The sequence below is a fragment of the Mesorhizobium dulcispinae genome, from assembly GCF_033977345.1.
Classification (GTDB): domain Bacteria; phylum Pseudomonadota; class Alphaproteobacteria; order Rhizobiales; family Rhizobiaceae; genus Mesorhizobium; species Mesorhizobium dulcispinae.
Window position 1 is genome coordinate 87,177 of the sequence record NZ_JAVIIY010000002.1, and the last position, 24,664, is coordinate 111,840.

The window sequence follows — 24,664 nt, forward strand, 5'->3', positions numbered from 1 at the left end:
GGTGCGATCATGGCTGGAAATCAGAAGCGACGGTAAACGTTGCGGGCAGCGAAGCCATCGAGGCGCTTGGTGTTGGCCTTGACGCGCACCCGCGCTGATTCCTGATGCAGCCCGAATGCGGTGGCGATCAGCATCACGATGGTCATTGCAGTGGCAAGCATGTAGATCAGCATTTTGCGTGTTCTCCTGCACTTACAACGATAGAAATGGTGCTTTGGTTTCATCTCCTGAAGCGGCAACCTAGTGAACGCTGCGTGAAGCATTCGTGATTGTCGCATTCATCCGTCGTTCATGTCCGTGAAAAGGTTCACGAGCGGGCGCAGCAATGGATTTGCCTTTGTTTGAGAGGCTCGCTAGAAGCCTGCCATGACTGAACGCACCGCCCTTTACGCCGGCTCCTTCGATCCGCTGACCAACGGCCATCTCGATGTCTTGAAGGCTTCGCTTGCCGTGGCCGACACCGTCTATGCGGCGATCGGTATCCATCCCGGCAAGACGCCGCTGTTTTCCTTCGAGGAACGCGTGAAGCTGATCGAGGCCGCGACCAAGGCCGAGTTCGGCAGCGACAGCGCCCGCATCAAGGTCGTTGCCTTCGACGGTCTGGTCGTCGACTCCGCCAGGAAGCATGGCGCCTCGATCATCATCCGCGGCCTGCGCGACGGCACCGATCTCGACTACGAGATGCAGATGGCGGGCATGAACGAGACCATGGCGCCGGAGCTGCAGACCGTTTTCCTGCCGGCCAGCCCCTCGGTGCGCACCATTACCGCCACACTCGTCCGCCAGATTGCGTCGATGGGCGGCGACATCCGCCCGTTCGTGCCGGCCGCCGTTGCAGGCGCGCTTACTGCCAAATTCGCGAAATAGTGCATGTCGCCCAAAAGTGGATTCCGGTTTTGGGTCAACGACATGCACCCAAACAAAGACCTTCGGAGAATATCATGCAGCTGAAAAAGCTCGCTTCGTTCCTTGTCGTGCTTGCCGGCCTTTTGGCGGCATCCTTTCCGGCCTTCGCCGCCGACAAGGAAAACACCATGATCATCACGCTGAAGGATGGCGACGTGACCATCGCTTTGCGTCCGGATCTCGCGCCCAAGCATGTCGCGCAGATCAAGAAGCTCGTGCGTGACGGTGCCTATGACAATGTCGCCTTCCACCGCGTCATCGACGGCTTCATGGCCCAGACCGGCGACGTCAAGTTCGGCAACATGAAGAAGGGCTTTAATCCCGAAGCCGTCGGCACCGGCGGTTCCGATCTTCCCGACCTGCCGGCCGAGTTCTCGCAGACCGAGCAATTCACCCGCGGCGTCGTCGGCATGGCCCGCTCGCAGGACCCGAATTCGGCCAATTCCCAGTTCTTCATCATGTTCGCGCCGGCGCCGAACCTCGACGGCCAGTACACCATCGTCGGCAAGGTCGAGAGCGGCATGGAACTGGTGGACAAGATCAAGAAGGGCGATGAGGCCGACAACGGCACGGTCACCGACCCCGACCGCATGATCAAGGTTCGCATCGCCGCCGACGGCAAATAACTCCCTCAATTTTCAAAAGGATTTTCTGACATGGCTGAGATCAAGGACCGCGAGAACGCGCTCATCATGGAAACGACCAAGGGCCCGGTCGTCATCGAAATGTATCCCGACCTGGCGCCCGGCCACGTCGCCCGCATCAAGGAGCTGGCGCGCGAGGGCGCCTACGACGGCGTGGTGTTCCACCGCGTCATCGACGGCTTCATGGCGCAGACCGGCGATGTCAAGTTCGGCAATTCGTCGAAGCCAACCTTTGCGCCATCCCGCGCGGGCATGGGCGGCTCGGACAAGCCCGACCTGAAGGCCGAATTCTCCAACGCCAATCACGGCCGCGGCACCTGCTCGATGGCGCGCGCGCAGAACCCGAATTCGGCGAATTCGCAGTTCTTCATTTGCTTCGACGACGCCTCCTTCCTCAACCGCCAGTACACGGTCTGGGGCCAGGTGATCGAAGGCATGGAGAATGTCGACAAGATCAAGCGCGGCGAGCCGGTGCAGGATCCCGACAAGATCGTGTCGCTGAAGGTCGCGGCAGACGTCAAGTAAAGCAGAGTAAGGCAGAACGACGATGATGGGCGCTGTCTGGTCGCTACTTGGCATCCTGTCCGGCGCCTTCATCGCCATCCAGGCGCCGATCAACTCGCAATTGGCGCGCGGCCTCGGCCTTCCGGTCGCGGCTGCCGCCTTTTCCTTCCTGTCCGGCGCGATCGTGCTTGGTATCATCGCGGTCGCCGTGGTGAGACTGCAGGGCATCTCACTCGACTGGAAGGCGCCGGCGCCATGGCTGTTCGTTGCCGGCGGCATGCTCGGCGGCTTCTATGTCACGCTCTCCACCATCCTCACGCCGCGCATCGGCGCGGCCGCGCTGATGGCCTTCCTGGTCGCAGGCCAGCTGATCGCCGGCATGCTGGTCGACCGCGCCGGCTTCCTCGGCGTCGCCGTGCGCGAGATTTCACTTGGCCGCGTCGCCGGGGCCGTGTTGCTGCTGGCCGGAGCGCTGCTCATCCGGCTCTACTGATGCGCGTCGATCTGTTCGACTTCGATCTGCCGGAAGAACGCATCGCGCTGCGCCCGGCCGAGCCGCGCGACAGCGCCAGGATGCTGGTCGTCAGGCCCGGCCAAGGTCTCGATGATCGAACGGTACGCGATCTGCCGTCGCTGCTCCGCGAGGGGGATGTGCTGGTGTTCAACGACACCAAGGTCATCCCGGCGCAACTGAAAGGCATCCGCAGGCGCGGCGAAGCGATGGCGCAGGTCGAGGCCACGCTGCATATGCGCGTGGCGCCGGACCGTTGGAAGGCTTTCATGCGGCCTGGCAAGCGCATCGCTGTCGGCGACCGCATCCATTTCGGCCATGACCAGAATTCCTGCTTCCTCGGCCAGCTCGACGCGACGGTGATCGAAAAGGGCGAGGCCGGCGAGGCGCTGCTCGGATTCGACCTCTCCGGCCCGTTCCTCGACGAGGCAATGCATGCCGTCGGTCACATTCCGCTGCCGCCCTACATCGCCTCGAAGCGCGACGATGACGAGCGCGACCGCAGCGACTATCAGACCATCTATGCCAGGGAAGAGGGCGCCGTCGCCGCACCCACTGCCGGCCTGCATTTCACGCCGGAGCTGTTCGCGGCGCTCGACGCCAAGGGTGTCGAGCGCCGATTCGTCACGCTCCATGTCGGGGCCGGCACCTTCCTGCCGGTAAAAGTCGACGATACTTCCGACCACAAGATGCATGCGGAAACAGGCTCGGTGAGTCCGGAGACGGCGGCGGCGCTCAACGCCGCAAGGGCGCGGGGAGGGCGGATCGTCGCCGTCGGCACGACGTCGCTGCGCCTGCTGGAAAGTGCCGCCCGCGAAGGCGGCAGCATCGAGGCCTGGTCGGGACCGACCGATATCTTCATCACGCCCGGCTACCGTTTCCGGACAGCCGACATCCTAATGACCAATTTCCATTTGCCGCGCTCGACACTGTTCATGCTGGTCTCGGCCTTCAGCGGGCTGGAGACGATGCGTTCGGCCTATGCGCATGCCATCGAGAGCCGCTACAGGTTCTACTCCTACGGAGACTCCAGCCTGCTTTTCCGAGCGGAGACGAGCGATGGACGATGATCTCGAGACAATGGACCGCGATGCGCTGATCGCGGAAGTGGAGAAACTGCGCGCCGGCATCCGAGCGCATCGCGACGCGACCGGTCACGATCTGTGCTGGCATCATCCCGACCTCTGGGATCTGCTGCCGGAGAAGACCGAGCCGGCGATCGCCGTGCCGCCCTGGCCGAAATTCATGCGCGGCTGCATCCGCTACCGACAGTCGCTCGATGAGCAGGCACCTGGCGCGCCGGTGCACGACAAGGAATTCGATGGCTGAGACTTTCTCCTTCAAGCTCGTCGCCACCGACGGCAAGGCGCGGCGCGGCGTAATAAGCATGCCGCGCGGCGAGATCCGCACGCCGGCCTTCATGCCGGTCGGGACCGGCGGCACCGTCAAGGCCATGTACATGGACCAGGTGCGCGGCGTCGGCGCCGACATCATCCTCGGCAACACCTATCATCTGATGCTCAGGCCAGGCGCCGAGCGCGTGGCGAAGCTCGGCGGCCTGCATGAATTCGCGCGCTGGCCGCACCCGATCCTGACCGACAGCGGCGGCTTCCAGGTTATGTCGCTGTCGAAGCTCAGGAAGCTGACGGAGAAGGGCGTCACCTTCCGCTCGCATATCGACGGCTCGCCTTACGAGATGTCGCCGGAACGATCGATCGAAATCCAGGGGCTGCTCGATTCCGACATCCAGATGCAGCTCGACGAGTGCACCGCGCTGCCGGCCAAGCCGACGGAAATCGAGCGCGCCATGGAATTGTCGCTGCGCTGGGCCGAACGCTGCAAGACGGCTTTCGGCGACCAGCCGGGCAAGGCCATGTTCGGCATCGTGCAGGGCGGCGACAGCGCGGTGATGCGCGTGCGCTCGGCGCAGGCGCTGGCGGCGATGGATCTCAAAGGCTATGCCGTCGGTGGGCTGGCGGTGGGCGAGCCGCAGGCGGTGATGCTGGAGATGCTGGACATAACCTGCCCGGAGCTGCCGGCCGACAGGCCGCGCTACCTGATGGGCGTCGGCACCCCGGACGACATCTTGAAGTCGGTGGCGCGCGGCATCGACATGTTCGACTGCGTGATGCCGACGCGTGCCGGCCGCCATGGGCTTGCCTACACGCGCCGCGGCAAGATCAACCTGCGCAACGCCCGCCATGCCGACGATCCGCGTCCGCTGGACGAGGAAAGCGATTGCCCGGCAGCGCGCGACTATTCGCGCGCCTATCTGCATCATCTCGTTCGCTCACAGGAATCGCTCGGTGCGATGCTGCTCACCTGGAACAACCTGTCCTATTATCAGACGCTGATGCAGGACATCCGCGCCGCGATCGAGGCAAAAGCCTTCGAGACGCGCGCCGCCGAGATTTCGGAAGGCTGGGCGCGGGGCGATATTCCGGCCATCTGACGGCAGTCCAACGATTGACCGACCGGCTGCCTCGGGAGCAGAGTCTGTTGGGGATCGGCTATGGCTGTGACGTACGACTTTGCCGGCAGGACAGCGATCGTGACCGGTGGCTCAAGGGGTATCGGCAAAGCCGTGGCCACGCAGTTGGCACGGTCGGGGGCTGACGTCTGGGTTTGGGATGCCGATCCTATACCGGCCATCGGAATCCGCGACCAGACGGTTGATGTGACCAGGGCGGGCGACATTCGCGGCGCCTTGGCAGAGGTTGTCGCGGCGACGGGCCGGGTCGACATTCTCGTCAACAATGCGGGCTATCTCGGTCCCTATCTCGGCTTCGAGGCTTTCGATGCGGTCGAGTGGCAGCGCATCATTGGTGTGAACCTCATTGGAACGTTCGAGGTCACGCATCAAGTTTTGCCGATCATGCGCAAGACCGGCAGCGGTCGCATCGTCAATATGGGATCACTCGCGGGCAAAGAGGGATTGCCGAACCTGGCGGCCTACTCGGCGGCGAGCGCGGGCATCATTGGCTTCACCAAGGCCCTGTCGCGTGAGGTCTGCGACACCGATATCCGCGTCAATTGCGTCGCGCCGGGTCCGATCGACACGGATCTTATCCGGCGTCTGGGAAACGAAGTCGTCAGCGACATGATCGGCGCCAGCCCGCTGAAGCGACTTGGGTCGACCAATGAGGTTGCAGCGCTTGTTCTCTGGCTCTGTTCCGATGCCGCCAGCTTCAACACCGGCGCGGTGTTTGACATGTCGGGGGGCAGAGCGCGGTATTGACGCGCTAGGTGCTCACCGAAGTCGAGGCCCGCAGGCTGCAGCCGGTGATCTTGAAGCTGCCGTCCGGCTGCTGTTCCAGCGTGTAGACCGCCTCGTAGTCCTTGCCGTCGGGGCCGACGATCAGCACCTGCTGGATGATCGAGCCCGGGCCGGTCTGCTCGACCTTGCCGAAGGAGTAGCTTTGCGGCCTGCGCACCGGCGCATAGCCGTTGGTCACCATGTTCATGAAGGTGTCGACCGTCGGGAAGATCCGCTTCACGTTCGGAGCGGCGTAGCTGTAGGCGGTGGCGCCGTCATCGGCGAGGAAGGCTTTCAGCTGGCTGTCGATCACCGTTTGCGCGGCTTTGATCTCGGCGTCGCCGGCAAAGGCGATCGAAGCCACGAGCATTGGAATGAGAGCTAGTGCGAACAATACGCGGCGCATGGCCTGCCTCCCCGGAATTCGCTTTGCGAACGCAATCTAACATACGCGCGGCGGCGTCCGGTGGTTTCATCGCTGTCGGAAGATTGTTGGCCTAGTCGTATCGGCGCGGCATGCCGGTCGTCGAATTGCGGCAAGCGGTCGCCAAGGCACTTGCAGCCCGATGCTTGAAAGCCCGTCTCCAGTCTGCCACAAGGGCCGCTATTCGCGAAAGACTGGCAGGACCGGCAATGAAGGCATTTTTCGTGCAGATAAAGTGCGACCTGGGCAAAGCCTATGAGGTCGCCAGCGCGCTCGCCGATGCCGAGATCGCCTCCGAGATCTACTCGACCGCCGGCAATTACGACCTGCTCGCCAAGTTCTATCTCGACGATGAGGAAGACATCGGCCACTTCGTCAATGAGAAGGTGCAGATCCTGCCGGGAATCAAGGACACCTTCACCATCGTCACCTTCCGGGCATTCTGACTTGCCGTTCGATGCCTGGTCACCGGGCAGGGTCTGACCCAGCATCGTTCCCGCTGCCCTAATCTTAGGCAATTTGCATAGAGCGGCCATCGCGGCGGCCCAAATCGCCGATTGCGCTTGATTTTCTCCGATGAGGCCAGTGAAATGGCTTCCAGAGGGGAGTACGCGATTGGCAGCGTTCGACGAAATGCTTCCGGAAGTCTCCGGATTGAGAAGACCATACCAGGCTTACGATCGCTGGCTGAAGGAACAGGACCCGGCCAGGCTCACCGAGAAAATGCAGGACGCCGAGCGCGTCTTTCGCAAGACGGGCATCACATTTGCCGTCTACGGCGAACAGGAAGCTTCCGAGCGGCTGATCCCCTTCGACATCGTCCCGCGCATCATTTCCGGACAGGAATGGCGCCGGCTGACGCAGGGCATCGAGCAGCGCGTGCAGGCGCTGAACGCCTTTCTCGACGACATTTATCATCGCCAGGAAATCCTGCGCGCCGGGCGCGTTCCCAGGGAGCTGGTGGCGAAGAACGAAGCGTTCCTGCCGGAGATGATCGGTGTGAAGCCGCCGGCCGGCGTCTACACGCACATCATCGGCGTCGATATCGTCCGCATCAGCGAGAACGAATTCTACGTGTTGGAGGACAATGCCCGCACGCCGTCGGGCGTCTCCTACATGCTGGAGAACCGCGAGACGATGATGCAGCTCTTTCCCGAGCTGTTCCAGCAGATCAAGGTGCGGCCGGTCGAGAATTATCCGCAGCTGCTGCGCCAGTCGCTGGCCGCGGTGCGTCCGCAGGGCGTCAAGGGCGCGCCGACCATCGCGGTGCTGACGCCGGGCAGCTACAACTCAGCCTATTTCGAGCACGCCTTCCTCGCCGACCAGATGGGCGTTCAGCTCGTCGAGGGGCAGGATCTGCGCGTCGTCGATGGTCATGTCACGATGCGCACCACCGAAGGCTACAAGCAGATCGACGTGCTCTACCGGCGCGTGGACGATGCCTTCCTCGATCCGTTGACGTTTAGGCCGGATTCCGCGCTCGGCGTGCCGGGCATCATGGATGTCTATCGCGCCGGCAACATCACTATCGCCAATGCGCCGGGAACCGGCATCGCCGACGACAAGGCGATCTATTCCTACATGCCCGAGATCGTCGAGTTCTACACCGGCCGCAAGGCGATCCTCGGCAACATCCCGACCTGGCGCTGTTCGGAGCCGGACAGCCTGAAATATGTGCTGGAGCACATCGGCGAACTGGTCATCAAAGAGGTACACGGCTCCGGCGGCTACGGCATGCTGGTCGGCCCGGCGGCGACCAAGAAAGAGTGCCAGGAGTTCGCCAAGAAGCTGCAGGCGAAGCCCGGGAACTATATCGCCCAGCCGACGCTTGCGCTGTCGACCTGCCCGATCCTGACCGAGAAGGGCCTGTCGCCGCGACACGTCGATCTCAGGCCTTACGTCCTCGTCTCCGACCGCATCCAGATCGTGCCCGGCGGTTTGACGCGGGTGGCGCTCAAGGAAGGGTCGCTTGTCGTGAACTCTTCGCAAGGCGGCGGCACCAAGGATACCTGGGTGCTGGATGATTAAGACGAGCGAATAGCGAGTAGCGAATAGCGAGTAGGGAAAAGAGGGGAATACGACGGCAATCAATTCCTACCGAGATCTGATCGTTTGGAAGGCAGCCTTGAAGTTGGCGGTAAATTGCTACTCGGCCACGAAAGGTTTTCCGAACAGCGAAGCATACGGAATGACCTCTCAGATACGACGCTCGGCGGCTTCCATCGCAGCGAATGTTGCAGAGGGTCACGGAAGAGAAAGTACAGGAACCTTCATTCAGTTTCTTCGCACGGCGCAGGGCTCTCTGAAAGAGTTGGAGACTCATCACATACTGAGTGGAGAGGTAGGATTGATGGTCGAAGCGGAGGTCGCAAGCTTGCTTGGTCAAACTGATGAAATCGGGAAAATGCTACGTTCGATGATCAGGAGCCTGCAACAAAAGTCATGAAGTCCTTTTTCCGCTACTCGCTACTCGCTATTCGCTATTCGCTCGACACCGGAGCAAGCTGACATGCTTCTCGGCCGCACCGCCAACGGTCTCTACTGGATGAACCGCTACATCGAGCGGGCCGAAAACATGGCGCGCCTGGTCGATGCGGGCTTACGCATGGCGCTGACGCGCACGCAGAACGCTTCGGAGGAATGGAACTCCGTGCTGCTCAGCGCCGGTTCCGATGTCGCCTTCAGCCAGAGATACCAAGACTACACCGTCGCCAACGTCTCGGATTTCCTACTGCGCGACACCTCGAATCCGTCGAGCGCGATGTCGTCGATCGAGACGGCGCGCAACAATGCGCGCATGGTGCGCACCGCGCTGACGCGCGAGACCTGGGAGAGCATCAACGAGGCCTGGATGTCGCTGAAGCGCATGCTGGCAAGGCCGATCGACGAGCGCGACCTACCGACGGTGCTCGACGCCATCAAGCGCGAGACGGCGCTGATCCGCGGCTCGTTCTACGGCACCATGCTGCGCAACGAGATCTTCGACTTCTCGCAGCTCGGCACCTATGTCGAGCGGGCCGACAACACGGCCCGCATCCTCGACGTGAAATACTACGTGCTGTTGCCGTCGATCTCCTGGGTGGGTTCGACGCTCGACAATTATCAATGGGAATCGATCTTGCGCTCGGTGTCGGCGCACCGCTCGTACCGCTGGGTCTATGACGCCGAATACAAGCCGACCAACATCGCCGACTATCTGATCCTCAATGTCCGCATGCCGCGCTCGCTCACCTTCTGCTACCGCTTCCTCGGCGAGCATCTGAGATTCCTTGCCGACGATTATGGCGAGTGCCATGCCTGCCACGCCACGGCCGAGAAGATCCAGGCGATGCTGAAGAAGGGCTCGATCAAGGATATTTTCGACCACGGCCTGCACGAATTCCTGGCCGAATTCATTCGTGACAACACCAGGCTGGGCGACGAGATCGCCCTGGATTACCGGTTCTACTGAGCGCTGGAGAGAGGCGGCCATGCGGCTCAAGATCACCCACCGGACCGAGTACCGCTATGACGCGCCGGTGCAGTATCTGCTGCAGCGGCTGCGCCTGCTGCCGGTGAGCGGACCGACACAGACGGTCGTGTCCTGGACGATCAAGGTCGACGGCGCGCGCGAGGAAGTTCGCTTCACCGACCATTTCGGCAACGACACGCGGCTGGTGAGTGCCGAGGGCGGCCACCACACCATAATAGTCGAGGCGGCGGGCGAGGTGACGACACGCGACACGGCCGGTGTATCCGGCCAGCATCATGGTTTTGCGCCGCTCTGGCTATTCGGCCAGCAGACGCCGCTTACGACTGCCGGCGACGGCATTCGCGAATTGGCAGGCGCGGCGGGCGAGGGGACCGATATCGAGCGGCTGCACAGGCTGATGGCCTCGATCCGCGAGCGCGTCGACTATAAGCCGGGCACGACGAGCGTCGTCACAGCGGCGGAGGAGGCCTTGGCACTAAAGAGCGGTGTCTGCCAGGATCATAGCCACATCTTCGCCGCCGCGGCGCGTGCCATGGGTTTTCCCGCGCGCTATGTCAGCGGCTATCTGATGATGGACGCTTCGGTCGAGCAGGCGGCGAGCCATGCCTGGGCGGAAGCCTATGTTCCGGGGCTCGGCTGGGTTGCCTTTGACCCCGCAAACGGTATTTCTCCCGACGAACGCTATGTGAGGGTGGCGACGGGGCGCGACTATCGCGATGCCTCGCCGGTGTCGGGAATACTGCTGGGGCAAGCGGAAGAGAAGCTTGCCGTCACTGTCACGGTCGAGCAGTAATCGCCGTCAGAGCGGTTCAGCGTTTGATAGAATCGCTGAACTGCTCCAACTGTTCGTTTTTGCGCAATTCCGGACGGAAAACCGCCACACACTTTTCCTGGAATTGCTTGGGATTCGCTGCCAGAAGAAGAACCATGACTTATTGCGTCGGCCTCAAGATTGATCGCGGGCTCGTGTTCATGTCGGACACGCGCACCAACGCCGGCATGGATTCGATCTCGACCTTCAAGAAGATGCATGTCTGGGAGGATCCAGGCGAGCGCGTCATCGTGCTGATGTCGGCGGGCAATCTGGCCACCACCCAAGCCGTGGTCAGCCTGCTCGACGAGCGCACCAAGGCGGTCGGCGATCGCCACGAGAAGCTGCTCGAAACACCGTCGATGTATCAGGCGGTGCGACTTGTCGGCGACACGGTGAAAGAAGTGATCGCCCATTCGTCGCCGGCGGGCGACAAGGCCGATTCCTATTTCAACGCCTCCTTCATCCTCGGCGGCCAGATCAAGGGCAGCCCGCCACGGCTGTTCATGATCTATCCCGAGGGCAATTTCATCGAATCGACCGACGACACGCCATTCTTCCAGATCGGCGAAACGAAATACGGCAAGCCGATCATCATCCGCGCCTATGACCGGGCGATGAGCCTGGCCGAGACGGTGAAGCTGCTTCTGGTTTCCTTCGATTCGACGCTGAAGTCGAACCTGTCGGTCGGCCTGCCGCTCGACCTGCTCTTCCTGGAGCAGGACGCCTTCAAGGTCGGCCTGAAGAAGCGGATTGGCCAGGATGACCAGTATTACCGCACCATCTCGGATGGCTGGTCGAACGCGCTGAAGACGGCCTTCGCCAGCCTGCCGGATTTCCCGGGGTAGGCGGGCCGGGGTAATCGGGCACAACCGTTGCCTTGATTTATTTAACATGTTAATCAAAGCGCTGAAATGAACGGACGTATCGGCGCGTTCGGTCGGCTGCCGGGAGGATGCATGGACAACGAAGAATTTCGCGATTGGTCGAGGCGCGCCGCCGATTGGGGTGTCGATTACCGTTCGGGCCTCCGTGACCGACCGGTGCGGCCGGCAATCGCGCCCGGCGAGATATTCAGGAGTATCGAGGCCTCTCCGCCCGAAACGGCCGAGCCGATGGAAAGGATCTTCGCCGATTTCGAAGCGAAGATCGTGCCCGGCATGACGCATTGGCAGCATCCGCGCTTCTTCGCTTATTTTCCGGCCAACGCGGCGCCGGTTTCGGTCGTGGCCGAATACCTAGTCTCGGCGATGGCGGCGCAGTGCATGCTGTGGCAGACCTCGCCGGCGGCGACCGAGCTCGAGACGCGTATCGTCGACTGGATGCGCCAGGCGCTCGGCCTGCCCGAAGGGTTCTCCGGCGTCATTCAGGATTCGGCGTCGTCGGCGACCCTGGCCGCGGTGCTCACCATGCGCGAGCGGGCGCTCGACTGGCAGGGGAACAGACAAGGTCTCGCCGGGCAGGCGAAGCTGCGCGTTTATTCCTCCGACCAGGTCCATACCTCGATCGACCGCGCGATCTGGGTCTCCGGCATCGGCGAGGAAAACCTCGTCCGCATCCCGGTTGCCGGCCGTTTCCGCGCCATGGACACGGCGGCGCTGGAGGCGGCGATCATCGCCGATCGCAAGGCCGGCGTGGTGCCGGCGGGCATCATCGCCTGTGTCGGCGGCACCAGCACCGGCGGCACCGACGACATTGCCGCGGTTGCTGCTGTCGCGAAGCGGCACGGCCTTTATCTCCACGTCGACGCCGCCTGGGCCGGATCGGCGATGATCTGCCCGGAGTACCGGCATTTCTGGGCGGGTGTCGAAGGCGTCGATTCGATTGTCTTCAATCCGCATAAGTGGCTCGGCGCGCAATTCGACTGCTCGATCCAGTTCGTCCGCCAGCCGGAGGATCTCGTGCGGACGCTGGCGATCAAACCGGATTATTTGAAGACCCGCGGCCATGACGGCATCATCAACTATTCGGAATGGTCGGTGCCGCTCGGCCGCCGGTTTCGGGCGCTGAAGCTCTGGTTCCTGTTGCGCGCCTATGGCCTGGAAGGGTTGCGCGAGATGATCCGAAACCACGTCGCCTGGAGCGAAGGCCTCGCCGCACGCCTGGCCGGAGAGGCGGATTTTGAGCTCGTCACCGAGCCGATGCTGTCGCTGTTCTCGTTCCGGCACCGGGCCCCGGCGGACGCTGATCCGGACGAGCACAATCTGCGTCTTGTTGACGCCATCAACACGGACGGCCGCATCTATCTGACGCAGACGCGCGTTGATGGGCGGGTGGCGATCCGCTTCCAGGCGGGGCAGTTCGAATCGACGGCTGCCGATGTCGACATGGCTTTCGACGTCGTCACCGAGATCGCGCGAGAACTTGCATAGGCTTGCCAGCCGGCTGCGGATCGGTTTGCCTTTGCAGTCACATGAATTTCGTTAGCCGGCTTATGCCTTTTCATTGCTTTCGTTTTCCGTTATAGACGGAAAAAACGAAAATGGAGGACGCCGGATGTTTCTTTCGCCACGCCATGCCGAGATCATCCAGATGGCGAAGGACCACGGCCGGGTGCTGGTCGATGACCTGGCGACACATTTCAGCGTGACGCCGCAGACCATCCGCAAGGACCTCAACGACCTCTGCGACCAGCGCCTGCTGACCCGCATTCATGGCGGGGCGCTGTTTCCGTCCGGCATCGAGAACATGGAATACGAGGCGCGGCGCAAGATCGCCGCCGAGGAGAAAGAGGCGATCGGCCGCGCCGCAGCCAGGCTGATCCCCGACAACGCCTCGCTGTTCATCAATATCGGCACCACCACCGAAGCCGTCTCGAAGGCGCTGCTCGACCATAACGGGCTTATGGTCATCACAAATAATATCAATGTTGCCAATAGGATGCGGATCTATCCTTCGATCGAGGTGGTGATCGCCGGAGGCGTGGTGCGCGGCTCCGACGGCGGCGTCGTCGGCGAGGCCGCCGTCGATTTCATCCGCCAGTTCAAGGTCGACTACGCCGTCATCGGCGCCTCGGCCATCGACCATGACGGTGCGCTGCTCGACTTCGATTTTCGCGAAGTGAAGGTGGCGCAGGCGATCATTGCCAATGCGCGCCACGTTATCCTCGTTTCCGACCAGACCAAATTCGAGCGCACGGCGCCGGTTCGCATCGGCCATCTGTCGCAGGTCAACACCTTCATCACCGACCGCTGCGACATCCCTTCGGTGCGCAGGATCTGCGAGGAGACGGAGGTTCGTTTGATCGAGACGGCGCTCGAATAGGCCCGTCGCACGGGCATCTCACATGCCTGTGATATTTCGTTTGACATTCGTATTGAGTTCGAAATAATTCAGTCACGGTTTCGCGAAACACAAAAATGGTGCAATGCGAAATCGTGGAGGAAACCTGTGAACGCATCCCCGATCCATGACATTTTCGTCATAGGTGGCGGCATCAACGGCTGCGGCATCGCCCGTGACGCCGTCGGCCGTGGATTTTCGGTATACCTCGCCGAGATGAACGATCTCGCCAGCGGAACGTCCTCCGGCTCGACCAAGTTGATCCATGGCGGGTTGCGCTATCTCGAGTTCTACGAATTTCGTCTGGTGCGCGAAGCGCTGATGGAGCGCGAGGTTCTGTGGAAGAACGCGCCGCATATCATCTGGCCGATGCGCTTCGTGCTGCCCTATGCCAAGGGCCTGCGTCCGGCCTGGCTGATCCGGCTCGGCCTCTTCCTCTACGACCACATCGGTGGGCGCAAGCTGCTGCCGGCGACGAAGACGCTGGACATGGCCACCGATCCGGCCGGTAAGCCGCTGAAGCCGCTGTTTCGCAAGGCCTTTGAATATTCCGACGGTTGGGTCAACGATGCCCGCCTGGTGGCGCTCAATGCCCGCGACGCGGCCGACCGCGGCGCCGTCATCCGCACGCGCACCAAGGTGGTCAGCGCGCGCCGCGAGAGCGCGCTGTGGACGATCAAGATCCAGAATGTGCTGACCGGCGAGACCGAGGAAGTCCGCGCCCGCCTTCTGGTCAACGCCGCAGGTCCCTGGGTCGACCAGGTGCTGGCAAAAACGGTCGGCCAGAACGACGTGCACAATGTCCGCCTGGTGCAGGGCAGCCACATCGTCATCAGCAAGAAATTCGACGATCCGCGCGCCTATTTCTTCCAGAACAAGGATGGGCGCATCATCTTCGCCATTCCTTATGAGGAAGAATTCACGCTGATCGGCACCACCGACCGCGACTTTCCGGGCGATCCGCACGAGGTCAAGATCAGCGATGCCGAGATCGACTATCTCTGCGCCGCCGCAAGCGAATATTTCGCCCTGCCGGTCAGGCGTTCGGACATTGTCTGGACCTATTCGGCGGTGCGCCCGCTCTATGATGACGGCGCCTCAAAGGCGCAGGAAGCGACGCGCGACTATGTGTTGAAGGCCGATGGCGGGGAGGGTGCTGCCCCCCTGATCAATGCCTTCGGCGGCAAGATCACGACGTTCCGCCGGCTGGCGGAATCGATGCTGGAGAAGATCGAAGGCTTTCTCGGCAAGCGCGGCAAGCCATGGACCGCCAACGCGCCGCTGCCCGGCGGCGATTTTCCGGCGACCGGGTTCGACGCGCAGGTGTCGAAGCTCAAGAACGCCTATCCGTTCCTCGACCAGCGGCTGGCGCGCAGGCTTACCCGGCTTTACGGCACGCGCGCGGAGAAGCTGCTTGGGCTGGCCAAGGCGAATGGTGATCTCGGCCGCAATTTCGGTGCCGACCTTTACGAGGCGGAAGTGCGCTATCTCGTCGAGAACGAGTGGGCGCTCACCGCCGAGGACGTGCTGTGGCGCAGGACCAAGCGCGGCCTGCATTTCAACCGCGAACAGACAGCTGCCTTGGAAGAATTCATGCGTGGCCGGCGCCATGTCGCGGCGGCCGAGTGAAGGCCGCCCGATAATGCGCAAGGCCTGGGAGGAGGCGTGATGCTGGAACTGAGGAACGTGACGAAGACGGTCGGCGCGCAGGAGCATATCCGCGACGTGTCGCTGACGCTTCAGCACGGCTCGCTGAACGTTCTGCTCGGGCCGACGCTTTCCGGCAAGACCAGCCTGATGCGGCTGATGGCCGGCCTTGATGCACCGACCTCCGGCTCGGTCTGGTTCGACGGCAAGGACGTCACCGGACAGCCGGTGCAGAAGCGCAACGTCGCCATGGTCTACCAGCAGTTCATCAACTATCCGGCGATGACCGTCTACGAGAACATCGCCTCGCCGCTTCGGGTTGCCGGCGTGGAGCAGGCCAGGATCGACAAGGAGGTACGCAACGCCGCAGCGCTGCTGAAGCTCACGCCCTATCTCGACCGCACGCCGCTCAACCTGTCGGGCGGCCAGCAGCAGCGCACAGCGCTTGCCCGCGCCATCGTCAAGAATGCGAGCCTGGTCCTGCTCGACGAGCCTTTGGCCAATCTCGACTACAAGCTGCGCGAGGAATTGCGGGCCGAGCTGCCGAAGATTTTCGCCGCTGCCGGCACGATCTTCGTCTATGCCACAACCGAGCCGCATGAGGCGCTCTTGCTCGGCGGCAACACGGCGACGCTTTCTGAAGGCCGCGTAACCCAGTTCGGCCCGACCATCGACGTGTTCCGCAAGCCGGTCGACCTGGTGACGGCAAGGACCTTCGCCGACCCGCCGCTCAACACAATCGTGCTCGCCAAGAAGGGGTCGGATTTCCTGCTGGAAGGCGGCGTCAAGCTGCCGGTGCCGCCGGAACTGCTCGGCATTCCGGATGCCAGCTACACGATCGGCTTCCAGCCGCACCATCTGTCGCTCGAGCGTCCGAACGCGAGCGCCGTGCCGGTGCGGGCCAAGGTCACCATTACCGAGATCACCGGCTCGGAAAGCTTCGTCCATCTCGACTTCGCGGATGCGCGCTGGGTGATGCTCGCGCACGGCATCCTCGATTTCGAGACCGACGACGAGGTCGAGGTGTTCATCGATCCGCGCCACATCATGGTGTTCGACCAGAACGGCCGCGCCGTGACGGCGTCGAAGCTGGCGGCCTGAGGAGGAAGCGATGGCACGCATCGACGTCAATCATATCCGCCACTCCTACCTGCCCAATCCGAAGAAGGATTCGGATTTCGCGCTGAAGGAAGTGCACCACACTTTCGAGGACGGCGGCGCCTATGCGCTGCTCGGGCCGTCGGGCTGCGGCAAGACCACCTTGCTCAACATCATCTCGGGATTGCTCCACCCCTCCCACGGCCGGCTTCTGTTCAACGGCCGGGACGTGACCAATCTGTCGACGCAGGAACGCAACATCGCCCAGGTGTTCCAGTTCCCGGTCATCTACGACACCATGACCGTCTACGACAATCTGGCCTTCCCGCTGCGCAACCGCGGCGTGCCGGAAGCGGACGTCGACCGCAAGGTGCGCGAGACGCTCGACATGATCGATCTCGCCTCGATGGCGAACCGCAAGGCACGCGGTCTCACCGCCGACCAGAAGCAGAAGATTTCGCTCGGACGCGGCCTGGTGCGCTCTGACGTCAACGCCATCCTGTTCGACGAGCCGCTCACCGTCATCGATCCGCATATGAAGTGGGTGCTGCGCTCGCAGTTGAAGCAGCTGCATCGCCGCTTCGGCTACACCATGGTCTATGTCACGCACGACCAGACCGAGGCGCTCACTTTCGCCGACCGCGTCGTGGTCATGTATGACGGCGAAATCGTGCAGATCGGCACACCGGCCGAGCTGTTCGAGCGGCCGCGACACACCTTCGTCGGCTATTTCATCGGCTCGCCGGGCATGAACGTGCTGCCGGTTGCGCTCGAAGGCAGTACGGCGATGCTCGGCGCGCAGCGCATCGAGCTGCCGGGTGCGCCAAAGGCCGAAGCCGGTTCCGTCGAGCTCGGCATCCGTCCCGAATATGTGCGGCTCGGCCGTGAAGGCATGGCGGTGTCCATCAACAAGGTCGAGGACGTCGGTCGCCACAAGGTGGTCCGCGCCAGCCTGGAAGGCAGGGAGATCGCCGCCGTCATCGGCGAGGACGACGAGGTGCCGGCCGAACCAAAAGTCCGCTTCGACCCGGCCGGCATCAACATCTATGCCGATTCATGGCGCGTCGAGATGGGGGCCTAGATGGAAAAGACCTGGAACAACAGGGCCTGGTTCCTTGTCCTGCCGGTGCTGGTGCTGGTGGCGTTCTCGGCCGTCATCCCGCTGATGACCGTCGTCAACTATTCGGTGCAGGATACGTTCGGTAACAACGTCTTCTTCTGGGCCGGCACCGAGTGGTTCGAGGAACTGCTGCATTCCAATCGCTTCTGGGAAGCGATGGTGCGCAACCTGATCTTCTCCTTCATCATCCTGGCGATCGAGGTGCCGCTCGGCATCTTCATCGCGCTCAACATGCCGAAGAAGGGCTGGGGCGTGCCGGTCTGCCTCGTGCTGATGGCGCTGCCGCTGCTCATCCCGTGGAACGTCGTCGGCACGATCTGGCAGGTGTTCGGCCGCAACGACATCGGCCTGCTCGGCTACTACGTCAACGCGCTCGGCATCGACTACAACTATGTGCAGGACCCGATCGACGCCTGGGTCACCGTCATCATCATGGATGTCTGGCACTGGACGAGTCTCGTCGTGCTGCTCTGCTATGCCGGCCTGGTCTCCATTCCCGATGCCTTCTACCAGGCGGCCAAGATCGACGGCGCGTCGCGCTGGGCGGTGTTCCGCTACATCCAGTTGCCGAAGATGCAGCGCGTGCTTCTGATCGCCGTGCTGTTGCGCTTCATGGACTCGTTCATGATCTATACCGAACCTTTCGTCGTCACCGGCGGCGGGCCCGGCAACTCGACGACGTTCCTGTCGATCGACCTCGTCAAGACCGCGCTCGGACAGTTCGACCTCGGTCCGGCCGCCGCCATGTCGCTGGTCTACTTCCTGATCATCCTGTTGTTGTCGTGGGTGTTCTACACCGTGATGACCAATTACGACGCGGAGCGCTGAGATGGCGAGCGCCAACGAGACGACACGCGTGAGCGAAACGGCGGTCACGGAAGTGGGCAGCACGCTGTCGCAGGACGAAGTGGCGAAGCTGATGCGCCGCCGCGGCGAGGAATCGCGCTGGTGGTGGATCGTGCCGACGCTCTACATCGTCGTGCTGCTCCTGCCGATCTACTGGCTCATCAATATGAGCTTCAAGACCAATGCGGAGATCGTGTCGTCGCTGACGCTGTTCCCGCACAATCCGACGCTCGCGAATTACCGCACCATCTTCACCGATGCATCCTGGTATTCCGGCTACATCAACTCGATCACCTATGTGGTGATGAACATGGTGATCTCGGTCGCTGTGGCGCTGCCGGCGGCCTACGCCTTTTCGCGCTACCGTTTCCTCGGCGACAAGCACCTGTTCTTCTGGCTGCTCACCAACCGCATGGCGCCGCCGGCGGTGTTCGCGCTGCCGTTCTTCCAGCTCTATTCGGCCTTCGGTCTCATCGACACCCATATTGCCGTGGCGCTGGCGCACTGCCTGTTCAACGTGCCGCTGGCGGTGTGGATCCTAGAAGGCTTTATGTCCGGTGTGCCGAAGGAGATCGACGAGACCGCCTATATCGACGGCTATTCCTTCCCTCGCTTCTTCGTGAAGATCTTCATGCCGCTGATCGCGAGCGGCATCGGGGTGGCCTGCTTCTTCTGCTTCATGTTCTCATGGGTGGAACTCTTGATCGCGCGCACGCTGACCACGACAGACGCCAAGCCGATCGCCGCGACGATGACGCGCACAGTCTCGGCCGCGGGGATGGACTGGGGACTGCTTGCGGCCGCCGGCGTGCTGACGCTGATCCCCGGCGCGGTCGTCATCTGGTTTGTCCGCAACTATATCGCCAAGGGCTTCGCCCTGGGGAGGGTGTGATCATGAACCTCGACCTCTCCTGGATGGCTTGGACCTGGCCGACGGCGGCTTTCTTCGGAACCATCCTGCTGCTGCTTTGCGGTATGGCGGCTTGGGAATACGCTTCGCCCGGCGGCAATCCGCGCGTCGGCATCCTGCGCTTCGAGACGACGCGCGGCGATCGCCTCTTCCTTTCGCTGCTCGGCAGCGCCTTCATCCATCTCGCTTGGTTGGGTCTCGTTGGCCCCAACCTGTGGTGGGCTCTCGCTCTCTCCGTGATCTACGCCTTTGGCGTGTTCCGATACGTATAGAGGGGGAATAGCCGGAGCGGCCGCGTGCTGGCGGCCGCTCCGGATCACACTTGAAACCTAAGACTGGAGGAGACACATGCGACGGCAATTTCTTACATCGACGACCGCCCTTGTCCTGTTGCTGGGCGCGGGCCATGCCTATGCCGGAATGGATGAGGCAAAAGCCTTTCTCGATAAGGAGATAGGCCCCCTGTCGACGCTTTCGCGCGCCGATCAGGAAAAAGAAATGCAGTGGTTCATCGACGCCGCCAAGCCGTTTGCCGGCATGGACATCAAGGTCGTGTCGGAAACCATCGCCACCCATTCCTATGAATCGCAGGTGCTGGCGCCTGCCTTCTCGGCCATCACCGGCATCAAGGTCACGCACGACACGATCCAGGAAGGCGACGTCGTCGAGAAGATTCAGACCCAGATGCAGACCGGCCAGAACCTCTATGACGGCTGGGTCAACGATTCCGACCTCATCGGCACGCACTGGCGCTACCAGCAGGTACGCAACCTGACCGACTGGATGGCGGGCGACGGCAAGGACGTCACCAACCCGAACCTCGACCTGAAGGACTTCATCGGCACGTCGTTCACCACGGCGCCCGACAAGAAGCTTTACCAGCTGCCCGACCAGCAGTTCGCGAACCTCTACTGGTTCCGCTACGACTGGTTCAACGACGAGAAGAACAAGGCCGATTTCAAGGCCAAGTACGGCTACGACCTCGGCGTGCCGGTCAACTGGTCGGCTTATGAGGACATTGCCGAGTTCTTCACCGGCCGCGAGATCGACGGCAAGAAGGTCTATGGCCACATGGACTACGGCAAGAAGGACCCGTCGCTCGGCTGGCGGTTCACCGATGCGTGGCTGTCCATGGCCGGCAATGGCGACAAGGGCATCCCGAACGGCCTGCCGGTCGACGAATGGGGCATCAAGGTCGACGAGAATTCGCGCCCTGTCGGCTCCTGCACCGCGCGCGGCGGCGACACGAATGGGCCGGCGGCGGTCTATTCGATCCAGAAGTATCTCGACTGGCTGAAGGCCTATGCTCCCGCGGAAGCGCAGGGCATGACCTTCTCCGAAGCCGGCCCGGTTCCGGCCCAGGGCGCGGTTGCCCAGCAGATGTTCTGGTACACGGCCTTCACCGCCTCGATGGTCGACGCCAGCGCCAAAGCGGTGCTGAACGACGACGGCACGCCGAAATGGCGCATGGCGCCGTCGCCGCACGGCGTCTACTGGAAGGACGGCATGAAGCTTGGCTACCAGGACGTGGGTTCCTGGACGCTGATGAAGTCGACGCCGACCGACCGGGCGAAGGCCGCGTGGCTTTATGCACAGTTCGTCACCTCGAAGACCGTCGATGTGAAGAAGAGCCATGTCGGCCTGACCTTCATCCGCGAGAGCACGATCCACGACAAGAGCTTCACGGAGCGCGCTCCGAAGCTCGGCGGTCTGATCGAGTTCTACCGCTCGCCGGCCCGTGTCCAGTGGTCGCCGACCGGCACCAACGTGCCTGACTATCCGAAGCTGGCACAGCTCTGGTGGCAGGCGATCGGCGATGCCTCGTCCGGCGCCAAGACGGCGCAGGAAGCGATGGACTCGCTCTGCGCCGAGCAGGAAAAGGTCATGAGCCGCATCGAGAAGTCGGGCGTCCAGGGCGATATCGGCCCGAAGATGGCCGAAGAGCATGACCTCGCCTACTGGAACGCCGACGCGGTCAAGAAAGGCAATCTCGCTCCTCAGCTGAAGATCGAGAACGAGAAGGAAAAGCCGATCACCATCAATTACGACGAGCTGGTGAAGAGCTGGCAGAAGTAACTGCATGACGTGGGCGTGCTCGTCCGCGTAAGAAATGCAGGGGAGGCGGCTTTGCCGTCTCCCCTGTTGCATGAGAAGTGGAGGATGCGGAATGAGCGGTGTTGTGCTGGCCATCGACCAGGGGACGACCTCGACCAGGGCGATCCTGTTCGACGACAAGATGAAAGTCGCCGGCATCGGCCAGCAGGAATTTGCGCAGCATTACCCGGCCTCCGGCTGGGTCGAGCATGACCCGGAAGATATCTGGGCGAGCGTGGTCGCGACGGTGAAGGCAGCGCTGAAGGCCGCCGGCCGCGCGGCATCGGATGTTGCCGCGATCGGCATCACCAACCAGCGCGAGACGGTCGTCATCTGGGACAAGGCGACCGGCAAGCCGATCCACAATGCCATCGTTTGGCAGGACCGCCGCACCGCGCCGCTCTGCCAGAAGCTCCGGAAACAGGGGCTGGAGAAGACATTCACGAAGAAGACCGGACTGCTGCTCGATCCCTATTTCTCCGGCACCAAGATCGCCTGGATGCTGGACAAGGTGAAGGGCGCCAGGAAGCACGCCGAGAAGGGTGAACTGCTCGCCGGCACCGTCGACAGTTTCCTGATCTGGCGGCTGACCGGCGGCAAGGTGCACGCCACCGATGCGACAAACGCCTCGCGCACGCTGATCTACAACATCGAGAAGAACGTCTGGGACGACGAGCTGCTGTCCATCCTGAAGATACCGGCCGCGATCCTGCCGCAGGTGAAGGATTGCGCCGACGATTTCGGCGTCACCGAGAAGAGCCTCTTTGGCGCCGAGATGCGGATCCTCGGGGTCGCCGGCGACCAGCATGCGGCGACCATTGGCCAGGCCTGTTTCGAGCCCGGCATGATGAAATCCACCTATGGCACCGGCTGTTTCGCGCTGCTCAACACCGGCGCCGACCTGGTGCGCTCGAAGAACCGGCTCTTGACCACCATCGCCTACCGGCTGAACGGCAAGACCACCTATGCGCTGGAAGGCTCGATCTTCATCGCTGGCGCCGCCGTGCAATGGCTGCGTGACGGCATCAAGGTGATCGGCAAGGCCGAGCAGAGCGGCGCGCTCGCCGCGACCGCCGATCCGGCGCAACAAGTCTATCTGGTGCCGGCCTTTGTCGGCCTCGGCGCGCCGCATTGGGACGCGGATGCGCGCGGCGCCATCTTCGGTCTTACCCGCAATTCCGGGCCCGCGGAATTCGCCCGCGCGGCGCTTGAATCCGTCGCCTTCCAGACGCGCGACCTGCTCGATGCCATGCGCAGGGACTGGAAAGGCGCCTCCGCCAAGACAGTTCTTCGGGTCGACGGCGGCATGGTTGCATCCGACTGGACCATGCAGCGGCTGGCCGACATCCTCGACGCGCCGGTCGACCGGCCGACGATCCTGGAAACGACCGCGCTGGGCGCAGCCTGGCTTGCCGGATCGAAAGCCGGCGTGTGGCCGAAGGCGAAGGATTTCGCCAAGACCTGGGCGCTCGACCGCCGCTTCAAGCCGGAAATGGATGGAGCCGCCCGTTCGGCGAAGCTCGCCGGTTGGCGCGATGCTGTGCGGCGCACGCTGAGCGTGCAATAAGCGGGCAGGGTCGCAGCAATGCGAGAGGGCATGAAGCACCCGGACTGGTATCCTGCATGGCGCGATGAGGCGTTAGACCAGCTGAACGCCAAGAACGATCGTTTGCAGGATGAATTCCACCTCGGCAGCTGGTCGCGCTACGACTACGACTTGACGACCGGAAGGCTGCTTTTCTCGGCAGATGGCGTCGTGAAGGTGGTCTCTCAAGTTCAAATCGCCGGCTCCACAAGCGCCAAGGCAAGCAACTGGCTATGGGCCTGGGCGAATTCGAACTTGCCCGGCGACCTTCTCAGCGACGCTAAGCTGGTCCGAGCGTTCGGCGAGGAAAAGGGCATAGACGAACTGACGCAGGCTTATGTGATAGACATGGCCAACGACCTCGAAGCGCTTGGTTGGGAACTGACCGGCGCGATGGTTCGGATTTGCAACGCGCTTGGAGCATATCGCTCGCCGCGTGGTGAAGGAGGAGCCCTCTATCTGGTCTTTAAGAGCATCACCTGGGCCTGCTGACTCTGAACAGAAAGCCCGCGCCTTGCGGCGCGGGCCCGGTCAGCTACCGACTAAAGGCCATTAGTAAGGCGAAACGCACTGGCGGCGGGGACCGTAATTGGGCTGGAAAGTATTGTCCGAGGCCCGGTACGAGCGGTAGTGGTCATAGCACCACTGCACATGCGCGTCGCCGCGGTAGACGCGGTTGTTTTCGCTGTTGACGATCGCGCCGGTGATCAGCGCGCCGGTGGCAAAGGCAGCCAGCGGGAACCAGTAATCGCCATGCCGGCGATAGCCGCGGCGATATTCACGATAGCCGCGATGGCCGTTCCAGTAGACGGCGCCGTTCCTACGCGAGAAATCGCGGTTGAAGCTGCGGTGCCGTCTCCAATCCCGATACTGCACGGTCTGGACATCCGACGAGAGGCCCTGGGGTTGTGGCACATAAGTTGGCTGGGCGTTGACCGGCACCATCTCCGCCGCGATGAACGACGCCGAGAGGGCGGCTGCCAGCAGGCCCGATGCGATCCTGTTCATTACTCTGCTCCTCGAGGGTTGATAAACGTCCCTGTGTTGCGAAACGGGTCCGGGTTTCGATGGTTCCCATTCCAACTTCAACGTGTTGTTATTGTAGAGATTTCTGAAACAGTCCTGGTCTCAGTCATCGGCACTGACGCCGAAAGCCTTTTGCCCCCTCGAAATCTGTTCAAAATCCGCCTTGAAAGCCCATCTTTTTCCGGTTGACCGGTCGCGGCACTCTCCCTATGTTCCGCGCAATTTCGAGGGCGGCGTTTCCAGCCCGCGGGAGCGCGTAGCTCAGCCGGTAGAGCAACTGACTTTTAATCAGTAGGTCATGGGTTCGAATCCCATCGCGCTCACCAAAAACTCAAGTAAATCAAATAGTTGCGAGAGGTGAGTACCGGTTTTCGTGTCCGCGCGATTTTGTGTCCGTGCACTGTCCGCAAAATGGGGGAGGGGCGGTTGGACTTCGATTGGGTCGGCAAAGTGGACTGGGTCAACGTCGCGGTGCTGTTAGCGACGTTGGTTGCGTTGGGGATGGCGCTCCATTTCTGGAGGCGTAGG

General features: G+C 62.4%; 28 protein-coding genes and 1 tRNA gene. 26 read left to right on the forward strand and 3 right to left on the reverse strand.

What is annotated here, in order from left to right:
- Positions 1-20 precede the first annotated feature (20 nt).
- Positions 21-173, reverse strand: coding sequence for a hypothetical protein (locus RFN30_RS05045; protein ID WP_320261046.1), 153 nt, complete (start codon positions 171-173; stop codon positions 21-23).
- A gap of 193 nt (positions 174-366) precedes the next feature.
- Between RFN30_RS05045 and coaD the strand changes: the two genes are divergently transcribed.
- From coaD to RFN30_RS05085, 8 genes are all read left to right on the forward strand, one after another.
- Positions 367-867, forward strand: coding sequence for a pantetheine-phosphate adenylyltransferase (gene coaD / locus RFN30_RS05050; protein WP_320261047.1), 501 nt, complete (start codon positions 367-369; stop codon positions 865-867).
- Between the two features lie 167 nt (positions 868-1,034).
- The gene (locus RFN30_RS05055; protein WP_320261543.1) at positions 1,035-1,532 is read left to right on the forward strand and encodes a peptidylprolyl isomerase; all 498 of its coding nucleotides are present in this window, start codon (positions 1,035-1,037) and stop codon (positions 1,530-1,532) included.
- A gap of 30 nt (positions 1,533-1,562) precedes the next feature.
- Positions 1,563-2,075, forward strand: a complete 513-nt coding sequence (locus RFN30_RS05060; protein ID WP_040972289.1) for a peptidylprolyl isomerase — start codon at positions 1,563-1,565, stop codon at positions 2,073-2,075.
- A gap of 22 nt (positions 2,076-2,097) precedes the next feature.
- Positions 2,098-2,547: a DMT family transporter gene (locus RFN30_RS05065; protein ID WP_320261048.1), complete on the forward strand. Its 450-nt coding sequence runs from the start codon at positions 2,098-2,100 to the stop codon at positions 2,545-2,547.
- Entirely contained in the window at positions 2,547-3,635 is a 1,089-nt protein-coding gene (gene queA, locus RFN30_RS05070) for a tRNA preQ1(34) S-adenosylmethionine ribosyltransferase-isomerase QueA (RefSeq protein ID WP_320261049.1), read from the forward strand. Before RFN30_RS05065 ends, queA begins: the two co-directional genes overlap by 1 nt.
- Entirely contained in the window at positions 3,625-3,894 is a 270-nt protein-coding gene (locus tag RFN30_RS05075; protein WP_320261050.1) for a hypothetical protein, read from the forward strand. The genes queA and RFN30_RS05075 overlap by 11 nt, the downstream gene beginning before the upstream one ends.
- Positions 3,887-5,017, forward strand: a complete 1,131-nt coding sequence (gene tgt / locus RFN30_RS05080) for a tRNA guanosine(34) transglycosylase Tgt (RefSeq protein ID WP_320261051.1) — start codon at positions 3,887-3,889, stop codon at positions 5,015-5,017. Before RFN30_RS05075 ends, tgt begins: the two co-directional genes overlap by 8 nt.
- A 60-nt stretch (positions 5,018-5,077) precedes the next feature.
- Entirely contained in the window at positions 5,078-5,803 is a 726-nt protein-coding gene (locus RFN30_RS05085; protein ID WP_320261052.1) for an SDR family NAD(P)-dependent oxidoreductase, read from the forward strand.
- Positions 5,804-5,807: 4 nt separating this feature from the next.
- Here the strand turns inward: RFN30_RS05085 and RFN30_RS05090 are convergent, their stop codons facing one another.
- Positions 5,808-6,227: a DUF4864 domain-containing protein gene (locus RFN30_RS05090; RefSeq protein ID WP_320261053.1), complete on the reverse strand. Its 420-nt coding sequence runs from the start codon at positions 6,225-6,227 to the stop codon at positions 5,808-5,810.
- A gap of 227 nt (positions 6,228-6,454) precedes the next feature.
- Between RFN30_RS05090 and RFN30_RS05095 the strand changes: the two genes are divergently transcribed.
- From RFN30_RS05095 to RFN30_RS05175, 17 genes are all read left to right on the forward strand, one after another.
- Positions 6,455-6,691: an Lrp/AsnC ligand binding domain-containing protein gene (locus RFN30_RS05095; protein WP_192248039.1), complete on the forward strand. Its 237-nt coding sequence runs from the start codon at positions 6,455-6,457 to the stop codon at positions 6,689-6,691.
- Between the two features lie 169 nt (positions 6,692-6,860).
- Positions 6,861-8,273 carry a circularly permuted type 2 ATP-grasp protein gene (locus RFN30_RS05100; RefSeq protein ID WP_320261054.1) on the forward strand — a complete coding sequence of 471 codons (1,413 nt, stop codon included), beginning with the start codon at positions 6,861-6,863 and terminating at the stop codon, positions 8,271-8,273.
- A gap of 58 nt (positions 8,274-8,331) precedes the next feature.
- Positions 8,332-8,691: a four helix bundle protein gene (locus RFN30_RS05105; protein WP_320261544.1), complete on the forward strand. Its 360-nt coding sequence runs from the start codon at positions 8,332-8,334 to the stop codon at positions 8,689-8,691.
- 63 nt (positions 8,692-8,754) lie between these two features.
- Positions 8,755-9,696: an alpha-E domain-containing protein gene (locus RFN30_RS05110; protein ID WP_320261055.1), complete on the forward strand. Its 942-nt coding sequence runs from the start codon at positions 8,755-8,757 to the stop codon at positions 9,694-9,696.
- A 19-nt stretch (positions 9,697-9,715) separates the two neighbouring features.
- On the forward strand, positions 9,716-10,510 hold the full coding sequence (locus RFN30_RS05115) for a transglutaminase family protein (protein ID WP_320261056.1): 795 nt from the start codon (positions 9,716-9,718) through the stop codon (positions 10,508-10,510).
- Positions 10,511-10,644: 134 nt separating this feature from the next.
- On the forward strand, positions 10,645-11,376 hold the full coding sequence (locus RFN30_RS05120) for a proteasome-type protease (RefSeq protein WP_320261057.1): 732 nt from the start codon (positions 10,645-10,647) through the stop codon (positions 11,374-11,376).
- A gap of 111 nt (positions 11,377-11,487) precedes the next feature.
- Entirely contained in the window at positions 11,488-12,900 is a 1,413-nt protein-coding gene (locus RFN30_RS05125; RefSeq protein ID WP_320261058.1) for a pyridoxal phosphate-dependent decarboxylase family protein, read from the forward strand.
- Positions 12,901-13,024: 124 nt separating this feature from the next.
- Positions 13,025-13,792 (forward strand): DeoR/GlpR family DNA-binding transcription regulator, encoded by a 768-nt coding sequence (locus RFN30_RS05130; RefSeq protein WP_320261059.1) that lies wholly within the window; start codon positions 13,025-13,027, stop codon positions 13,790-13,792.
- Between the two features lie 126 nt (positions 13,793-13,918).
- Positions 13,919-15,439, forward strand: coding sequence for a glycerol-3-phosphate dehydrogenase (gene glpD / locus RFN30_RS05135; RefSeq protein ID WP_320261060.1), 1,521 nt, complete (start codon positions 13,919-13,921; stop codon positions 15,437-15,439).
- Positions 15,440-15,478: 39 nt separating this feature from the next.
- Positions 15,479-16,558 carry an ABC transporter ATP-binding protein gene (locus RFN30_RS05140; RefSeq protein ID WP_320261061.1) on the forward strand — a complete coding sequence of 360 codons (1,080 nt, stop codon included), beginning with the start codon at positions 15,479-15,481 and terminating at the stop codon, positions 16,556-16,558.
- A gap of 10 nt (positions 16,559-16,568) precedes the next feature.
- The gene (locus RFN30_RS05145) at positions 16,569-17,636 is read left to right on the forward strand and encodes an ABC transporter ATP-binding protein (protein WP_320261062.1); all 1,068 of its coding nucleotides are present in this window, start codon (positions 16,569-16,571) and stop codon (positions 17,634-17,636) included.
- Entirely contained in the window at positions 17,637-18,503 is an 867-nt protein-coding gene (locus RFN30_RS05150) for a carbohydrate ABC transporter permease (protein ID WP_320261063.1), read from the forward strand.
- Position 18,504: 1 nt separating this feature from the next.
- Positions 18,505-19,413 carry a carbohydrate ABC transporter permease gene (locus tag RFN30_RS05155; RefSeq protein ID WP_320261064.1) on the forward strand — a complete coding sequence of 303 codons (909 nt, stop codon included), beginning with the start codon at positions 18,505-18,507 and terminating at the stop codon, positions 19,411-19,413.
- Between the two features lie 2 nt (positions 19,414-19,415).
- Positions 19,416-19,703 carry a DUF2160 domain-containing protein gene (locus tag RFN30_RS05160; RefSeq protein ID WP_320261065.1) on the forward strand — a complete coding sequence of 96 codons (288 nt, stop codon included), beginning with the start codon at positions 19,416-19,418 and terminating at the stop codon, positions 19,701-19,703.
- Positions 19,704-19,779: 76 nt separating this feature from the next.
- Positions 19,780-21,507: an ABC transporter substrate-binding protein gene (locus RFN30_RS05165; RefSeq protein ID WP_320261066.1), complete on the forward strand. Its 1,728-nt coding sequence runs from the start codon at positions 19,780-19,782 to the stop codon at positions 21,505-21,507.
- Between the two features lie 91 nt (positions 21,508-21,598).
- The gene (gene glpK / locus RFN30_RS05170) at positions 21,599-23,092 is read left to right on the forward strand and encodes a glycerol kinase GlpK (protein WP_320261067.1); all 1,494 of its coding nucleotides are present in this window, start codon (positions 21,599-21,601) and stop codon (positions 23,090-23,092) included.
- Positions 23,093-23,122: 30 nt separating this feature from the next.
- Complete coding sequence (locus RFN30_RS05175; RefSeq protein WP_320261068.1) at positions 23,123-23,602, forward strand: DUF6882 domain-containing protein; 480 nt, start codon at positions 23,123-23,125, stop codon at positions 23,600-23,602.
- A 60-nt stretch (positions 23,603-23,662) separates the two neighbouring features.
- Here RFN30_RS05175 and RFN30_RS05180 read toward each other — a convergent pair whose 3' ends face one another.
- Entirely contained in the window at positions 23,663-24,118 is a 456-nt protein-coding gene (locus RFN30_RS05180; protein WP_320261069.1) for a BA14K family protein, read from the reverse strand.
- Between the two features lie 268 nt (positions 24,119-24,386).
- Between RFN30_RS05180 and RFN30_RS05185 the strand changes: the two genes are divergently transcribed.
- Positions 24,387-24,462, forward strand: a tRNA-Lys gene (locus RFN30_RS05185).
- Positions 24,463-24,664 lie beyond the last annotated feature (202 nt).

Coding starts and splice junctions, on each gene's coding strand:
- queA (WP_320261049.1), top strand. CDS start 2,547: ATGCGCGTCGATCTGTTCGACTTCGATCTGCCGGAAGAACGCATCGCG.
- RFN30_RS05055 (WP_320261543.1), top strand. CDS start 1,035: ATGATCATCACGCTGAAGGATGGCGACGTGACCATCGCTTTGCGTCCG.
- RFN30_RS05130 (WP_320261059.1), top strand. CDS start 13,025: ATGTTTCTTTCGCCACGCCATGCCGAGATCATCCAGATGGCGAAGGAC.
- RFN30_RS05065 (WP_320261048.1), top strand. CDS start 2,098: ATGATGGGCGCTGTCTGGTCGCTACTTGGCATCCTGTCCGGCGCCTTC.
- RFN30_RS05160 (WP_320261065.1), top strand. CDS start 19,416: ATGAACCTCGACCTCTCCTGGATGGCTTGGACCTGGCCGACGGCGGCT.
- RFN30_RS05090 (WP_320261053.1), bottom strand. CDS start 6,227: ATGCGCCGCGTATTGTTCGCACTAGCTCTCATTCCAATGCTCGTGGCT.
- RFN30_RS05045 (WP_320261046.1), bottom strand. CDS start 173: ATGCTGATCTACATGCTTGCCACTGCAATGACCATCGTGATGCTGATC.
- RFN30_RS05125 (WP_320261058.1), top strand. CDS start 11,488: ATGGACAACGAAGAATTTCGCGATTGGTCGAGGCGCGCCGCCGATTGG.
- RFN30_RS05115 (WP_320261056.1), top strand. CDS start 9,716: ATGCGGCTCAAGATCACCCACCGGACCGAGTACCGCTATGACGCGCCG.
- RFN30_RS05075 (WP_320261050.1), top strand. CDS start 3,625: ATGGACGATGATCTCGAGACAATGGACCGCGATGCGCTGATCGCGGAA.
- RFN30_RS05165 (WP_320261066.1), top strand. CDS start 19,780: ATGCGACGGCAATTTCTTACATCGACGACCGCCCTTGTCCTGTTGCTG.
- RFN30_RS05120 (WP_320261057.1), top strand. CDS start 10,645: ATGACTTATTGCGTCGGCCTCAAGATTGATCGCGGGCTCGTGTTCATG.
- coaD (WP_320261047.1), top strand. CDS start 367: ATGACTGAACGCACCGCCCTTTACGCCGGCTCCTTCGATCCGCTGACC.
- RFN30_RS05085 (WP_320261052.1), top strand. CDS start 5,078: ATGGCTGTGACGTACGACTTTGCCGGCAGGACAGCGATCGTGACCGGT.
- RFN30_RS05150 (WP_320261063.1), top strand. CDS start 17,637: ATGGAAAAGACCTGGAACAACAGGGCCTGGTTCCTTGTCCTGCCGGTG.
- RFN30_RS05180 (WP_320261069.1), bottom strand. CDS start 24,118: ATGAACAGGATCGCATCGGGCCTGCTGGCAGCCGCCCTCTCGGCGTCG.
- glpK (WP_320261067.1), top strand. CDS start 21,599: ATGAGCGGTGTTGTGCTGGCCATCGACCAGGGGACGACCTCGACCAGG.
- tgt (WP_320261051.1), top strand. CDS start 3,887: ATGGCTGAGACTTTCTCCTTCAAGCTCGTCGCCACCGACGGCAAGGCG.
- RFN30_RS05060 (WP_040972289.1), top strand. CDS start 1,563: ATGGCTGAGATCAAGGACCGCGAGAACGCGCTCATCATGGAAACGACC.
- RFN30_RS05145 (WP_320261062.1), top strand. CDS start 16,569: ATGGCACGCATCGACGTCAATCATATCCGCCACTCCTACCTGCCCAAT.
- RFN30_RS05155 (WP_320261064.1), top strand. CDS start 18,505: ATGGCGAGCGCCAACGAGACGACACGCGTGAGCGAAACGGCGGTCACG.
- RFN30_RS05140 (WP_320261061.1), top strand. CDS start 15,479: ATGCTGGAACTGAGGAACGTGACGAAGACGGTCGGCGCGCAGGAGCAT.
- RFN30_RS05110 (WP_320261055.1), top strand. CDS start 8,755: ATGCTTCTCGGCCGCACCGCCAACGGTCTCTACTGGATGAACCGCTAC.
- RFN30_RS05095 (WP_192248039.1), top strand. CDS start 6,455: ATGAAGGCATTTTTCGTGCAGATAAAGTGCGACCTGGGCAAAGCCTAT.
- RFN30_RS05175 (WP_320261068.1), top strand. CDS start 23,123: ATGAAGCACCCGGACTGGTATCCTGCATGGCGCGATGAGGCGTTAGAC.